13 protein-coding genes and 1 pseudogene are annotated in these 14,911 nt (G+C 59.6%); 9 read left to right on the plus strand and 5 right to left on the minus strand.

What is annotated here, in order from left to right; genetic code table 11:
* Nucleotides 1–108 precede the first annotated feature (108 nt).
* The 3 genes from O6760_RS01790 to O6760_RS01800 are packed head-to-tail and all read right to left on the minus strand — an operon-like array spanning nucleotide 109 to nucleotide 3,272.
* The gene (locus O6760_RS01790; protein WP_269583780.1) at nucleotides 109–1,197 is read right to left on the minus strand and encodes an ABC transporter substrate-binding protein; all 1,089 of its coding nucleotides are present in this window, start codon (nucleotides 1,195–1,197) and stop codon (nucleotides 109–111) included.
* A complete protein-coding gene (locus O6760_RS01795; RefSeq protein WP_269583781.1) occupies nucleotides 1,187–2,617 on the minus strand; it encodes a sensor histidine kinase in 1,431 nt (476 codons plus the stop codon). Before O6760_RS01795 ends, O6760_RS01790 begins: the two co-directional genes overlap by 11 nt.
* Nucleotides 2,601–3,272: a response regulator transcription factor gene (locus tag O6760_RS01800; RefSeq protein ID WP_269583782.1), complete on the minus strand. Its 672-nt coding sequence runs from the start codon at nucleotides 3,270–3,272 to the stop codon at nucleotides 2,601–2,603. The genes O6760_RS01795 and O6760_RS01800 overlap by 17 nt, the downstream gene beginning before the upstream one ends.
* Nucleotides 3,273–3,495: 223 nt before the next feature.
* On the opposite strand from O6760_RS01800, the gene O6760_RS01805 reads away from it, so the two are divergent.
* The 3 genes from O6760_RS01805 (at nucleotide 3,496) to O6760_RS01815 (ending at nucleotide 6,540) form a co-directional block, all read left to right on the plus strand.
* Nucleotides 3,496–4,470 (plus strand): Bug family tripartite tricarboxylate transporter substrate binding protein, encoded by a 975-nt coding sequence (locus tag O6760_RS01805; protein ID WP_269583783.1) that lies wholly within the window; start codon nucleotides 3,496–3,498, stop codon nucleotides 4,468–4,470.
* A gap of 74 nt (nucleotides 4,471–4,544) precedes the next feature.
* Nucleotides 4,545–4,985, plus strand: coding sequence for a tripartite tricarboxylate transporter TctB family protein (locus O6760_RS01810; RefSeq protein ID WP_269583784.1), 441 nt, complete (start codon nucleotides 4,545–4,547; stop codon nucleotides 4,983–4,985).
* Between the two features lie 7 nt (nucleotides 4,986–4,992).
* The gene (locus O6760_RS01815) at nucleotides 4,993–6,540 is read left to right on the plus strand and encodes a tripartite tricarboxylate transporter permease (protein WP_269583785.1); all 1,548 of its coding nucleotides are present in this window, start codon (nucleotides 4,993–4,995) and stop codon (nucleotides 6,538–6,540) included.
* 177 nt (nucleotides 6,541–6,717) lie between these two features.
* Here O6760_RS01815 and O6760_RS01820 read toward each other — a convergent pair.
* Together O6760_RS01820 and O6760_RS01825 are read right to left on the minus strand one after the other, a co-directional pair.
* A pseudogene (locus O6760_RS01820) lies at nucleotides 6,718–6,960 on the minus strand (IS6 family transposase); the annotation flags it as partial.
* A gap of 48 nt (nucleotides 6,961–7,008) precedes the next feature.
* Nucleotides 7,009–7,800: an IclR family transcriptional regulator gene (locus O6760_RS01825; protein ID WP_269583786.1), complete on the minus strand. Its 792-nt coding sequence runs from the start codon at nucleotides 7,798–7,800 to the stop codon at nucleotides 7,009–7,011.
* 134 nt (nucleotides 7,801–7,934) lie between these two features.
* Here O6760_RS01825 and O6760_RS01830 point away from each other — a divergent pair, with 134 nt between their 5' ends.
* From O6760_RS01830 to O6760_RS01855, 6 genes are all read left to right on the plus strand, one after another.
* On the plus strand, nucleotides 7,935–9,446 hold the full coding sequence (locus O6760_RS01830) for an ABC transporter substrate-binding protein (protein ID WP_269583787.1): 1,512 nt from the start codon (nucleotides 7,935–7,937) through the stop codon (nucleotides 9,444–9,446).
* A 72-nt stretch (nucleotides 9,447–9,518) separates the two neighbouring features.
* A complete protein-coding gene (locus tag O6760_RS01835; protein WP_269583788.1) occupies nucleotides 9,519–10,436 on the plus strand; it encodes an ABC transporter permease in 918 nt (305 codons plus the stop codon).
* 1 nt (nucleotide 10,437) lies between these two features.
* Nucleotides 10,438–11,337 (plus strand): ABC transporter permease, encoded by a 900-nt coding sequence (locus O6760_RS01840; protein ID WP_269583789.1) that lies wholly within the window; start codon nucleotides 10,438–10,440, stop codon nucleotides 11,335–11,337.
* Nucleotides 11,334–12,320, plus strand: a complete 987-nt coding sequence (locus O6760_RS01845; protein ID WP_269583790.1) for an ABC transporter ATP-binding protein — start codon at nucleotides 11,334–11,336, stop codon at nucleotides 12,318–12,320. Before O6760_RS01840 ends, O6760_RS01845 begins: the two co-directional genes overlap by 4 nt.
* Nucleotides 12,320–13,336 carry an ABC transporter ATP-binding protein gene (locus O6760_RS01850; RefSeq protein ID WP_269586198.1) on the plus strand — a complete coding sequence of 339 codons (1,017 nt, stop codon included), beginning with the start codon at nucleotides 12,320–12,322 and terminating at the stop codon, nucleotides 13,334–13,336. The genes O6760_RS01845 and O6760_RS01850 overlap by 1 nt, the downstream gene beginning before the upstream one ends.
* Entirely contained in the window at nucleotides 13,333–14,910 is a 1,578-nt protein-coding gene (locus O6760_RS01855) for a gamma-glutamyltransferase family protein (protein ID WP_269583791.1), read from the plus strand. Before O6760_RS01850 ends, O6760_RS01855 begins: the two co-directional genes overlap by 4 nt.
* The last annotated feature ends 1 nt before the right edge of the window (nucleotide 14,911 follow it).

Here is a 14,911-nt window from a genome sequence, read left to right on the forward strand (position 1 = left end):
GCATGCTGGTATGAGGCGACACGGGAATGGCCGGTTATAGACATACGACGGCGTTTCCACACTCCAACCAATGCTGTGAAACTTGGTGAAGTTCGTCTTCGAAGCGACTTATTGAAGAATCTTGGCAGACGGATCAATAGCCGTCAGCCAATCGGCCAGCAGTTTTTCGCGCTTCATCCTATCCAGGTAGGCGATCAGGCCGGGCCCAACCTTTATGGGGGCCATCGCCTCCGGATTGCCGAAGGCGATGACTTTGTCCAATGGCTTGCCTATATCGACCGATACCGGCAGGAAAGGCGACGAGGCAGCCAGTTCCGACTGGCCCTCCGGCGATAATAGGTAGCTGACGAAATCGATACCGCCTGCCTTGTTGGGCGCCTCCTTTCGGACAAAGGCGGTTCGTGTCGAAACGAAGGTATAGTCGTCGAGCGTATAGACCCCGACGGTGCTGGTCTTGCGCGCGCTGGCAAGCGCATATGGTCCGATCACGTTATAGGCATAAACGAGATCGCCTGAAGCGACCGCATCAAATATCCTGGATGTGCAGCAAAAGGTCCTCAGGCCCGCGCGGCCGAATGTCTCCACCAGCCGCCAGAATTCGTACCCGCGCTGAAGGTCCTGCGTCGCAAACATATAGCCGACGCCAGATTGCCCGATGTCATAGGATCCGATCCGGCCCGCGAAAAAATCCGGATTGTCGCGAATGGAACTTGCAAGATCTGAACGGTTTCTCGGTAATGCCCGTCCGTCAAAGGCGGCTTTGTTGTAGATGACTGCAACAGGTTCGAAGGTGAAGCCATAAAGTTCGTTGCGCCATCGGGCCCATGCGGGCAGTGCGTCTTCTCCGTCAAGGCGGAAAGGGAGAGCTCGTCCCTGATTGACCAAGGCCACTTGCAGGTCGGTCGCCGAACTGATCACGACATCGGCGTCTCCGGCCTCATCGGCCGCCACGATCTCAAAGAGGTCCCTGGTGTCAAACTCCCGGTAAAGGATTTTCTGCCCGGGATGAATCCGCTCGAAGCTGTCGATGAGTGGCTGGAAAGCGCTGATATCCGTTGCGCTGTAGACCGTTATGTCGCCCGCCTGAGAAGGTCCCGCGCTGAGAGCAAAGACAAGTGTGCTCATCACAAACAAGCATCGCCTGACAATCCAGGCGTTGCCGAACCAACGCTGCGACGCCGTGATGTCACTCCCCATTGTCATGGTTGGCTCCCTGATCGATCGGAAGGATGAGCGCAGCCCGCAGACCTCCGAAGGGGCTTTCGCTAAGTTCTAGCACGCCGCCATGGACCTTCGCCACCGCGTCTGCGATGGCAAGCCCGAGGCCGGATCCGTGATGGTTTCCAAGCGTGTAGAACCGCTCGACGACCTTGCCTCTGCTTTCCTCCGGTATGCCGGGGCCGTCGTCGTTGACGCAAAGTGCAACCACCGGTTTTCCCTGAAATGACGCATCTCGCAGTTCCAAGCATATATGTGCATTCGGACGGGAATAGGTCACTGCGTTGTCGACCAAGTTGCGCAGTGCCTCGCGCAAGGAAATCCGGTCTCCTGTGATTTTGCGTCCAATGCGGCATCCGGAGAACTCGAACTCGAAGTCGATACCTTCGTTCTTGTCCGGCCGGACCACTTCCTCAAGGATGGACGTAGCAAGCGAAACCAGATCGATCGTCTCGTTTGGACGCACGTCCGCGCGGTGGACGATCATTGCATGCGAGAGGAGCTGGTTGGTTAAATGGATAGTCCGGGCAGTCTGGCTGGAAGCCTTCTCAAGACCCTGGCGAACAGCGTGGGGGTCGCTACGGTTCAGTGTGCGTTCCAACTGTCCACTGACAGCGGTCAGAGACGTACGGACCTGGTGCGCCACATCGGCGATAAATGTCTGCGCATTATCGCGACTGGTGTCGAGGCGACGCATAAAACCGTTGATCGCGGAGATCAATCCTGCAATTTCCCGCGGCGGTTCCGAAGACAGGGGCTCCAGATCAGTCGGCGCACGTCGCGAAATATCTTCCTCTATACCGGCCAGCGGCCGCATGGCAAGATTGATGCCTAGGCGCACGAAGATCATCCCGGCCACCGCCAGAACGCCGAGCCCGATCATGCCTTTGCTGAAGAGGTCGTTGTGAATGAAATTGCGTGCCTGTTTGGTGTGCCCAACCTGAACGTTAACCTGAACCGGACCGGCGGGCCCGACGAGCTCCTTCGCTTGGACGACGAAGCGGAAGGCTGCGCCTGAAAACTCCTCGTCAAAGAACTGATGAAACTCCTTGGGTTCAAAGTTTTCGGGAAGCGGCAGACCGTCCTCGCCGGTGATCGTGTTGCCTGCTACATCGAAGATCCGGTAGAAAACCCGGTCATCGGCCGCAAGGGCGAGGATTTCCAGCGCACTCGGCGGGAAATCGACAATTATCCCTTTTTCGGTAGCCTTGATCCGCTCGAGGATCGCGATGACGGAACCGTCCAGCAGCAGGTCATAGGTGCGATTGGCTGTGTCGCGCGCATAGTTCCACATGCCGATCGCGATCACACAGAGAATAAAGAAAAAGCCGACCAGCATCGCCGCGGAAAGCCTGCGGCGCAGCGAATAGGGCCCACGATCCTCAGTCTTCCTTAGCATTCGCAATGTACCCGAGGCCGCGAATAGTGCGGATGACCAATGGCGAGCCTTCCAGCTTCCGCCGAAGCCGTGTGACTGCCTGTTCTATGGCATTCAAACTTGGCGCTTCTTCGAAAGAATAAATCTTGTCGGCGACCTGTTCCTTGGGCAGGACGCGGCCGAGATTGCCGATGAACGCCTCCAGAAGCTGTACCTCGCGGTGCCGGAGTTCCAGATCCCGACCGTCAATCGAGGCGCGCTTGGCTCCGCGATCAAAGCTAAAACTGCCGCACTGGAAAAGATTATGCGCTTCACCCGAACGGCGCCGGAGCAGCGCCCGGCACCGTGCCGACAGCTCACGGAAGTCGCAGGGCTTGACCATGTAGTCGTCAGCACCGCTGTCGAGACCCGTGATTCTCTCGTCGATTTCCGATCTGGCGGTGAGTACGAGGACCGGTGTCTTGTCGTCGCGCCGTCGCATGGCGCGAAGCACATCGAAACCGTCTCTGTTCGGAAGGTTGATATCGAGGATGACGATATCGAACCGGGCGTGGGCCAGCAGGCCGTCCGCCAGCCTGCCGTCATGCTCGCAATCAATCGCGTGTCCTTCTTGCCGGAACCGTTCGACAAGCAAGTCCGCCAGCTCGATGTTGTCCTCGACCAGAAGAATTCTCATCCTCGAGAATTAGATCAATAAACGGTCTTTGGAAATGAATTCTGCCCAGAAAACATGCAGATCGACCCTAATGTCAGTCTGGTGTCAGCTTCGGGTCAGGATCCGGTCAGTTTCGGGTCAGATGGAGGTCAGCCGCCCGCAATAAGGTCCTTCCTGCAGCCGGCAACGGACACGGAGGAAATGCCTTGCCCGACAAGACCGGAAGCATTCTTGGGAGGACGAAATGTACAACTATCTGAAAGCCGCTGTTGCGGCTGCGTCTGTTTTTTGCTCGATTGCCGGACCGGCAACCGCGGCCGGTATCGAGAAACCCGAATGTGTCGCGCCGGCAAAACCGGGTGGCGGCTTTGATCTGACCTGCCGGGTCGCACAGTCGGGTTTGAAGGACCAGATTGCCGAACCCATGCAGGTGAGCTTCATGCCGGGTGGCATCGGCGCGGTCGCCATTAACGTCTTCAACACGATCCGTACCGACGATCCCGGCGCGATCGTTGCCTTTTCCTCCGGCTCTCTCCTGAACATGGCAACCGGCAAATACGGTGAATGGGGCGCCAACGATGTCCGCTTTCTGGCGACGGCCGGCGCCGATTTCGGTGCGGTCATCGTCAAGTCGGACAGCCCCTTCCAGAGCCTTGACGACATCATGGCCAAGGCTCAGGCCGAACCTGGTTCGATCATCTTCGGCGCGGGTGGTTCGGTCGGATCGCAGGACTGGATGAAGGCAGCACTGCTGCTCAAGTCCCGCGACCTCGATCCGAAACAGATGCGCTACGTTGCGATGGACGGCGGCGGCGAGGCCATCGCCGGGCTGCTGGGCGGCTTTATCGAAGTCTATCTCGGTGATGTCGGCGAGATGGTCTCCCATCTCGACAGCGGTGACATGCGTATCCTCGCCGTGCTGTCGCCAGAGCGCCTGCCGGAACCCTTCGCGCAGTTTCCGACCGCGATCGAGCTCGGCTACGACGCCGAATGGACGATCATGCGCGGATATTACATGGGCAAGAACGTTTCCGACGAAGCGTACAATACCTGGGTCAATGCATTCAACGCCGCCTATAAGACCGAGGAATTCGCGACCATCCAGAAGGAAAAGGGCTTGTTGCCGCTGAACATTGCCGGCGAAGAGCTTGATGCCGACGTGAAGGCCAGGGTCGAGAAGATGCGGGCCATTGCGATCGACGCGGGCCTTATCGAGTAGCGCCACCTCACCGCAGCCTTTGTTCAACATTCTGGCCCGGCATCTGCCGGGCTGGTTTTCCTTGGGAGGTATTCATGGCCGACCGGATATTCGCGGGCCTGCTCCTGCTCGCCGCCATCGGTTATACCGCTATCGCCTTTACGGTGATCAGAGCGCCTTTTCAGTATGATCCACTTGGACCGGAAACATGGCCGCGCCTCATCGGTGTGCTTGCCGTAACCTGCAGCGCCTATATCCTGGTCCGGCCGGACGTCACCAGTCTGGGCATCTCGAAGAAAACAGCTTTGCGCATTGCAAGCCTGATCATTCTTCTGTCGGCTTACGCCGCGCTCTACCGGCCTTTCGGCTTCATTCCCTCGACCTGGCTGTTCTGCGCAGCCCTCTGTCTTCAGCTTGGCGGCCGGCTCATCGCAGCGGTTGTCTTCGGCGCGATCGCAGGTGTCGCGGGTTACTTTCTCTGCACGGATCTCCTGGAACTCAATCTTCCGGCGGGCATCCTGTCTGCAATCTTGTGAGACTCTCATGGATACGGTCATCAACGGTCTGACCCAGGGCTTCGGTGTTGCGCTGCAGCCTTTCAATATATTCCTAGTTCTGACGGGCTGTTTCGCGGGTACGCTGATCGGCGCTCTTCCGGGCATCGGCCCCATCAATGGGGTCGCCATCCTGCTGCCGATTGCCTACGGGCTCGGCTTTCCGCCGGAATCCGCCCTCATAGTTCTTGCAGGTGTTTATTACGGTGCCGAGTACGGCGGCCGCATCTCGTCTATCCTTTTGAATGTCCCCGGCGATGCTGGCGCGGTAATGACAACGCTGGACGGCAATCCGATGGCGCGCAAGGGGGAAGCGGGACGCGCCCTGTCCCTTTCCGCGGTCTCCTCCTTTTTCGGGGGAACCTTTGCTGTGGTGCTGATGAGCCTGTTCGGGCCGATGCTGGCAGCCTATGCCGTGACATTTTCGCCTTCCGACTACGTGGCGCTGATGGTCTTTGCTTTCGTCACACTGGCTTCTCTGGTGGGCAAGAACCCGGTCAAGACCCTCCTCGGCGCGCTGATCGGGCTGATGCTCGCCTCTGTTGGCATTGATGCAAATACCGGCGTTCCACGCTTCACGTTCGGTATTCCGGACGTCCTTGGAGGCATCGACTTTCTGGTCGTGGTGATCGGTCTGTTTGGCATGGCGGAACTCATCCATCTTGTCGAACAGCAGTCCGCCGGTACGCTGAAGGCTCTCAAGATCGACCGGAGCTTCGTCACTCTGAAGGACTTGATGAAGGTGCGCTGGACCATCCTGCGTGGCGCAATCATCGGCTTTTTCATCGGCATTCTTCCTGGCACTGGTGCTTCCGTCGCTTCGGCAGTCGCCTATGGCACCGAAAAGCGTGTGGCAAAAGACAGCGAAGCATTTGGCACCGGGGACACTCGCGGCCTCGCGGCACCAGAAGCGGCAAACAACGCGGCTGCCGGCGGCGCCATGGTGCCAATGCTGACCCTCGGCATTCCGGGATCAGGCACGACGGCAATCCTGCTCGGAGCGCTGCTGCTCTTCAACGTCACTCCTGGACCGATGATGTTTACCCAGCAGCCGGAAATCGCCTGGGGGCTAATCGCCTCCATGTATATCGGCAATATTGCATTGTTGGTGATCAACCTGCCGCTGGTCGGGCTCTTCGCGCGCATGCTGACGATCCCGCAGCAATATATGACGCCGATGATCGCGGTGCTGGCGTTCATCGGAGTCTATTCCGTCGTCTCCAATCCGCACGACCTCTACATGGTCATCATTCTCGGAATATTCGGCTGGTTTTTGAGGAAGCTGGGATTCTCGCTCGCCCCTGTCATCCTGGGATTCGTGCTGGGTGGGTTGTTCGAGGACAATCTGCGTCGTGCGTTGTCAATTTCCGCGGGTGACTGGTGGATCCTGTTCTCCTCTGCTGACAGCATCGTCCTTTATGCTGTCACCGTCCTCGTTGTTGCCGCTCCGCTTGTTTTGCGCCGATTTAAGATTGCTGGACGCTCGGGTCCGATGGATACCACGTCAGCCGGCAAGCCTCGCAAAGGCTCCTCATGATGACCTGAGGAGCGGAAGCCGATTGTGCTGCATGAATGCAATTGAACAGAAGGCGTGCGGTGTTTCCCCGAGGGAGGCACACTGGGCTGAAAGAGACCTGAATTTGGCGGCATGAAAACAAACCCGGACATACCTTAAATCAGCCGCTGACCTGTCCTGCAAACTGGGGCCACTTCAGTTGGGTTTTGGCCGGTCCCGGCGAATGCAACGCACAAAATGCCGGCCAAACCGGTTCGCCCATTGGCGGATCGTTTCCCGGCTGACACCAATACCCCGCTCCACAAGGAGATCTTCAACGTCTGTCGTATGCAGCGCAAAGGGGAGATAGGCCCAAACCGCATAAGAGATGATCGACTTGGGAAAGCGAAAGCCCTTGAGGCGAGGAAATCCGAGCTCTGAAACATCACGGTGATCTACCAAGCCAAAACCCGATCAACATGTTGGCGATGCCTTCCGTGCACCTGCGGATTAGCGCGGCAAATTGATTGAATTAGCGACTTCCATGAGCCTCGGAGCAATTTCAGTGTGAACGCGTTCAAGCGACCATTTCAGGGACGAAACAGAACACTGCACCGTTCCGGCCACTTTGCCGACGCGGTTGAATACCGGTGCGGCGATGCCGATTTCATTGATGATGTTCTGGCTTATCGTAATCCCGTATCCCAGCTGCCTGGCCTCCTCCACTTCCCGGGCGAGCACGGTCCGGTCCGTGATCGTGCGCGGCGTGATCTGATCAATGGGCCAGGTTTCAAGCGCCGTCCGACGCTCTTCTTCACTCAAATGAGCCAGCATGATGCGGCCTGAAGAAGAACTCAGCGCCTGAACCTTGTTGCCGATCAGCATGGCCGAGAAACTGGTGAGTTGGGTCGGGATTCGGATGACATAGATGATGTCGGTGCCGTCCGGCCTTGCCGCGTTGACACGCTCGCCGATATCACGGCTGAAATCGATCAGCTTGGGCATCGCGAGTTGGACAAAGGGATCGGACCACAGATAGGCGGCCGCGAGCTCCAGGAACTTAAGTGACGGCCGGAAGCGCCGGCTTTCCGGATCCTTTTCCAGATAGCCGGTCTTGTGAAGCGTGTTGGTGAAGCGCTGCGCGGCGCTTTTGTCCAGTCCCACAATTTCCGACAGCTCGGTCAGGCCCAGTTCGGTCCGGTGCGCATTGAAGGCGCCCATGATCCTCAGCCCCTTTTCAAACGAACTGACGAACAGCGTGTCCTGCTTTTTCCTAGTTTTTTCCGCCACTTCTTTAGCCATGCCCAATCAGTAACCTACACGCGCTTGACAATACCAGCGCACAAAATAAAGTACATGAGTATAAAATAAGAAGTATCATATAATAATACAAGAAAAATCAACCAGAGGGTCGGCTACAGGCCGGTTTTGAACAGATGAAACCAATCATAGCGACAGGTGTTATCGCGCTCACCGCCGCGCTCTGCAGCGGCCAGGCGTTTGCGGGCAAATCGGACGACACGCTTCACACGGCCTTTTCGAAGGAACTGGAATCGGTCGACTTCTACTTCAACTCGGCACGTGAAGGCGTCATGTTCTCCCGCCAGGTCTGGGACGGCCTTGTCTACCGCGACCAGCAAACGGGTGAATATGTCGGCAACCTCGCCTCCTCCTGGGAGTGGATCGACGACACCACCCTGGAGTTCAGGCTGCGCGAGGGCATCACCTTCCACAATGGAGAGGAATTCGACGCCGATGACGTGGTTTATACGATCAACTACGTCGTCAATCCCGACAGTCACGTCGTCGTGCCCGGCAATGTCAACTGGATGAAAAGTGCCGAGAAAATCGACAAGTACACGGTCCGCATCCTCACGGACGGCCCTTTCCCGGCGGCACTCGAATATCTCTCCGGTCTCGTGGCCATTTATCCGAACGAATACTATGCCGAGGTCGGTCCGTCCGGCATGGCGCTCAAGCCGGTCGGAACAGGTCCCTACATGGTGGAAAGCGTTGAGCCCGGCACGCATTTCGTCCTGAAGAAATTCGACGGCTACCACGACAGCCCCAAGGGCAAGGCGTCCATCGGCACAATCGACATCCGCACCATTCCGGACGTGAACACCCAGCTGGCCGAGCTCTTCTCCGGCGGGATCGACCTCATCTGGAACGTTCCGGCCGACCAGGCCGAACAGATCGCCGCGATGAACCAGTTCACGGTCGCGAACGAAAGCACCATGCGCATCGGCTACGTCACCATGGATGCAGCGGCCCGCGGCGGCGAAAGCCCGTTCCAGAAAAAGGAAGTCCGCCAGGCCGTCGGCCATGCCATCGACCGGCAGGCGATCGTCGACAACCTGCTCAAGGGAAGTTCCAAGGTCGTCAACTCCGCATGCTACCCGAGCCAGTTCGGCTGCGAACAGGATGTAACGGTCTACGACTACGACCCCGCGAAGGCCAAGGAGCTGCTTGCCGCCGCAGGTTATCCGGATGGTTTCGAAGTGGAATTCTACGCCTACCGCAACCGGCCCTACGCAGAGGCCATGATGGCGTATCTGGCAGAAGTCGGCATCAAGGCAAACCTGAACTACCTGAAGTACTCCGCCCTGCGCGATCTGCAGAAAAAAGGCGGCGCAGGCTTCGGCTTCCTGACCTGGGGATCGAACTCTATCAACGACGTCTCGGCCATCACCAGCCAGTTCTTCAAGTTCGGTGGCCAGGATTTTGCACGCGACGAGGAAGTCAAGACCTGGCTCGACACGGGCGATAAGTCGGTGGACGACGAGGTTCGCAAGGAAAACTACTCAAAGGCGCTCAAGAAGATCGCGGATGAAGCCTACTGGATTCCGCTCTTCTCTTATAACTCCAACTACGTCTTCTCGAAGGACGTCGAGTTTACGCCGACGCCGGATGAAATCGTTCGTTTCTTCACGATGTCCTGGAAATAAGACGGGTTACGCCGTCCCGGTCCCGCTGATATCAGCGGGATCCTCCTCCCCTTTTCCGGAGTTATTCAATCCATGCTTGCCTTCGCTCTCAAGCGGTTCGGCCTGGCTATTCTGGTGACACTCACCGTTTCGGTCATCAGCTTTTCGCTTCTTCACCTTTCAGGCGATCCAGCAACGGCCATCGCCGGAGAAGGAGCAAGTGAAGCCGACATTGCCGCGATCACGGAGCTCTACGGTTTCGACCGCCCGCTCGTTGAACAATATTCCGACTGGTTGTGGAAAGCCGTGCATGGCGACTTCGGTCAAAGCTATTATTTCAGGCTGCCCGTCGCGGACCTGATCGCCGACAGGCTTTCCGTCACCATGACGCTTGGCCTGTGCGCCATCTCCTTCGCGCTTCTGACGGCCGTCCCCCTTGGTGTCGCGGCCGCAGTGCGCCCGAATTCCCTGATCGACCGCACCGCACTTTTCCTGTCCGTCGCCGGGCAGGCCATGCCCAGCTTCTGGTTCGGCCTGATCCTGATCGTCCTCTTCTCGATCAAGTTCCGCCTGTTGCCGCCGTCCGGATCGGAAACATGGCGGCATTTCATCATGCCGACGGTCGTGCTCGGATACTACGCAATGCCGGCCATCATGAGACTGACGCGCGCCGGAATGCTGGAAGTGCTGAATGCCGACTACATCCGCACGGCAAGAGCCAAGGGCGCCGGTGCCGGACGGATCCTCTTCAAGCATGCGCTTCGTAACGCCATCGTGCCGGTTGTGTCGCTTTCCGCCGTGCAGATGGGCTTCATGCTCGGCGGGTCCATTGTCGTGGAAGCGATTTTCGCCCTGCACGGGGCCGGTTACCTTGCCTGGGAGTCAATCAGCCGGCACGACCTACCGACCGTTCAGGCGCTGATCCTGATCTTCTCCTGCTTCTACATCCTTTTCACCCTCCTGTCGGACCTTGCGAACGCCTGGCTCGACCCGCGCATCAGGGTAGGCTGACATGGCAAGTGCACCCTCGCAGACCACAGAAAACATCGTCCCCGTCACGCCGGGCAGCCAGCTGCGCCGCCGCGTCTTCGGCCACTACGGCCTGTTGTTCGGCATGACGATCCTGGCGCTTGTCGTGGCGGTGGCCCTCTTCGCCCCGTTCCTGACCGACCAGAGCCCCTATGCACAGGATCTCTTCGCCCGGATGAAGCCTCCCTTCTGGATGGCCGGCAGCGATCCCGCCCATTTGCTGGGAACGGACCAGCTTGGTCGCGATTACCTCGCCAGGCTTCTCTACGGCGCCCGCATCTCATTGCTGATCGGGATCGTCGCCGCCTTGATTTCCGGCCTCATCGGCACGGCACTTGGAGTCGCGGCAGGCTATTTCGGCGGCAAGGTCGACCTCGTGGTGACGTTCCTCATCAACGTGCGCCTTGCCATGCCCGTGGTACTCGTCGCCCTGGCGATCGTCGCACTCTTCGGTGGCTCGCTTCAGATCGTCATCCTGGTGCTCGGCCTGCTGCTGTGGGACCGCTTCGCGGTGGTGATGCGCTCCTCGGTCATGCAGATCCGCGGGCTTGAATATGTCAACGCGGCCAAGGCGATCGGCTGTTCGACGACCCGGATCCTGTTGTCCGAAATCATGCCGAACGTCGCCAACAACCTGATTGTAGTCATGACCCTGGAAATGGCCCACGCCATTCTGCTGGAAGCGGCCCTGTCGTTCCTCGGCCTCGGCGTTCAGCCGCCCACCCCGTCCTGGGGCCTGATGATTTCAGAAGGCAAGGAAATGATGCTGTTCCAGCCGTGGCTGATCACGATTCCGGGCATTGCCCTGTTCCTGCTCGTGCTTGCGATCAATCTCCTAGGCGACGGATTGCGCGATGTCACCGCACCGGAGGCCAAGGGATGAGCGAGACAATCCTCAACGTCAAGGACCTGACAGTCGACATTTCGCTGAGCTCCGGAACGCTGCACGCCGTGCGCGGCATCGATTTTGACCTGAAACGCGGCGAAACGCTCTGCATCGTCGGCGAGTCCGGGTCCGGCAAGTCACTGACCTCGCTCGCCGTCATGGGCCTTCTCGGCGAGAAACTGAAGGTCGGCGCCTCGAAACTTGAGTTCGAGGGCAGGGACCTCAGGTCAATGACGCCCAAGCAGATGCAGACGCTCCGCGGCGACCGCATGGCCATGATCTTCCAGGAGCCCATGACCTCGCTCAATCCCGCCTACACCATCGGCGACCAGCTCGGCGAAGCTCTGCGCCTTCACCGCAAGGTGTCGAAGGCGGAGGCTATGGCCCGGGCGGTCGAGCTCCTCGGCAAGGTCGGGATCACCGCCGCCGAAAGCCGACTGAGACAATATCCGCATCAGCTTTCCGGCGGCCTTCGCCAGCGGGTGATGATTGCGATGGCACTGATGTGCGAACCGGATCTGATCATCGCCGACGAGCCGACGACAGCGCTCGACGTGACGATCCAGGCCCAGATCCTGCGCCTGCTCGCGGATCTGAAACGGGAGATGAACCTGGCTCTGATCCTCGTCACACATGATCTGGGCGTCGTCGCCCGCATCGCCGACAAGGTCGCGGTCATGTACGCGGGCGAGATCGTGGAAAGCGGTACGGCGCAGGAAATCTTCGATGCGCCTTCCCATCCCTATACGCGCGGGCTGCTTGACTGCATTCCGGTGCCCGGCAAGACCAAGCCGGGCGAACCGCTCGGCTCCATTCCAGGCATCGTTCCGTCTCTGATCGGCGACGTTTCCGGCTGTGCCTTCCGCAGCCGCTGCAGCCTGGCAGGCGAAGCCTGCGCTGGAGCGGTTCCGGAGCGCAGCGCCGGCGGCGGACACAGGTACCGCTGTGTTGAAGAGCCGCTGGTCAGCGAGGTGGCATGATGTCAGGCACGAACGGACACGAACCGGTGCTGGAACTTACTGGCATCACCAAGACCTATCAGGTCAAGCAGGGCATGTTTTCCAAACCGAAGCCGCTCAAGGCGCTCGGTGGTGTTTCCCTGCGCCTCCACAAGAAGGACGTCCTGGGGCTGGTCGGAGAATCCGGCTGCGGGAAATCGACCCTGGCGAAGATCCTCCTCGGGCTTGAAAACCCGACGACCGGCGAAGTCCTTGTCGACGGCAAACAGATCGGCCCGGCCGACCGCCAGCTTCTTGCCCGCCGCATCCAGCCGATTTTCCAGGATCCCTACTCCTCGCTCAACCCGAGAAAGTCTATCGAGGAGATCGTGTCGCTGCCGCTCGTCGTTCACAAGATCGGCGACAGCGCCTCGCGCCAGAAGGCGGTGACGAAGATGCTCGATCTCGTCGGTCTGCCGGAACGATCCCGGCGCGGCTATCCCGGACAGCTCTCGGGTGGTCAGCGCCAGCGTGTCGCCATCGCACGTGCTCTGGTGATCAATCCTGAAATCGTCATCTGCGACGAGCCGACGTCTGCGCTCGACGTGTCGATCCAGTCGCAGATCCTGAACCTGCTTGCAGACCTGCGCGAGGAACTCGGGCTCACCTATCTCTTCATCAGCCACAATCTGGCGGTGGTGGAACACCTGGCGACGCGGGTCGCGGTCATGTATTTGGGACGGATCGTCGAGGAATCTCCGGCAAGCGATCTTTTCGCCGGCCCGAAGCATCCCTATTCGCAGGCGCTCCTGGACTCGGTGCTGACACCCGATCCCTCCCTCTCCGTTCCCGACATTCATCTGGGCGCGCAATATCCCAATCCGATTTCCCCTCCATCAGGCTGCCACTTCCACCCCCGCTGCGCGGTCGCAAAGGATATTTGCTCGCGCGAAGCACCGCCGCATCTGACTTCCGGCGCGTCCCACGTGGATTGCCACCTCTTCCGCGACAGCACGGACGGGCTTAGGCTCCAGCCAAAAGAACTGGTGGAGCCATGAGCAATTTTTCAACGACCCAGACCGTACGCAAGACGGTCGTGCCGACCCGCGGCGGCATCGTTGCCTCTCAGCACAGGAAAGCGGCGGAGGCAGGAGCTGCCGTCCTGGAAGCGGGCGGCGACGCGATAGATGCGGCCGTTGCCACGTCTTTTGCAGTCGGCGTGGTCGAGCCGTGGATGAGCGGCCCGGCCGGCGGCGGATGCATGATGATCTGGCGCGAGGCGGAACAGAAGGCCCATACGCTGTTCTTCGGCATGCGCTCGCCGAAGGCCCTTGATCCGGCGGACTATCCGCTCGACGGTTCCGGCCGGTCCTCGGATCTCTTTCCCTGGCTCTCCGTCAAGGACGACCGCAACGTCCAGGGCGCAACATCGATCGCGGTCCCCGGAACCGTTGCAGGCATGGAACTGGCGCATCAGCTTTTCGGGCGCAAAAGCTGGAAGGATCTCCTGGCGCCTGCCGTAGCGTTGGCGAAGGAAGGCCTGCTGGTCGACTGGTACGCCTCGCTCATCATTGCCTCCAGCACCCGCGCGCTGGCGCAGGATCCCGATGCGGCGCGGATGTTTCTGGAAGACGGGCAATGGCCGACGATTGCCGGATGGACGGCGCTGGTGGAAAACCGGCTCGATCAGAGCCGCCTTGCCGAAACACTGCAACAGCTGGCGGACGAAGGTGCCCGGGATTTCTATGAGGGCGCGATCGCCCGCGCCATGGTGTCTGACGTTCAGGCCAAGGGCGGCTCGCTCGGCCTGGAGGATCTTGCGGCCTACAGGGCCGAGCTGCGGGACGCCATCACGGTCCCCTACCGGGGCGGGCATGTTCATGCATCGAAAGGCCTGACTGCCGGACCGAACCTCGCCGAATGCCTGGCCATGATGGAAGAAGGTTTTGAACCGGGGGCAACTCCGGACGGTAAAAGCTACAGCTCGATGGTCGAGGCACTCGGCATCACTTACCGGAACCGCCTGAAGACCATGGGCGATCAGGATGCCCCGCATGCGCCGTCCTGCACCACTCATTTTTCCGTCGTCGACCGGGACGGCAACATGGTTGCCGTCACACAGACGCTGCTTTCGATCTTCGGTTCGCGGGTGATCTCGCCCTCGACGGGGCTCCTGATGAACAACGGCATCATGTGGTTCGACCCGGAACCGGGCAAGCCCAACTCGCTGGCACCCGACAAGGGCTGCCTGATGAACGTCTGTCCGACACTGGGCGAGAAGGACGGCAGGCGGTTTGCCATCGGGGCTTCCGGAGGACGGAAGATCCTGCCGGCGGTGCTCAACCTCTCCTCATTCATGATGGATTTCGGAATGGATCTGCAAGGAGCCTTTCATCAGCCGCGGGTCGACAACTCGGGTGGAGACACGACTGTCGCCGACGAGGACCTCGAACCTGAAATCCTTGCCTCGCTCCGGGACATCCAGCCCGTGGTGACGGCCAAGCGCACGGTCTACCCCTATGCCTTCGCCTGCCCGGCGGGCGTTATGCGGGAAAACGGAATGAACACCGGCTGCACGGAAATCATGTCCCCCTGGGGCGATGCCGTGGCCGAAAAGGAAATGAAGAATTGAA

The organism is Roseibium sp. Sym1, assembly GCF_027359675.1.
Taxonomy (GTDB): domain Bacteria; phylum Pseudomonadota; class Alphaproteobacteria; order Rhizobiales; family Stappiaceae; genus Roseibium.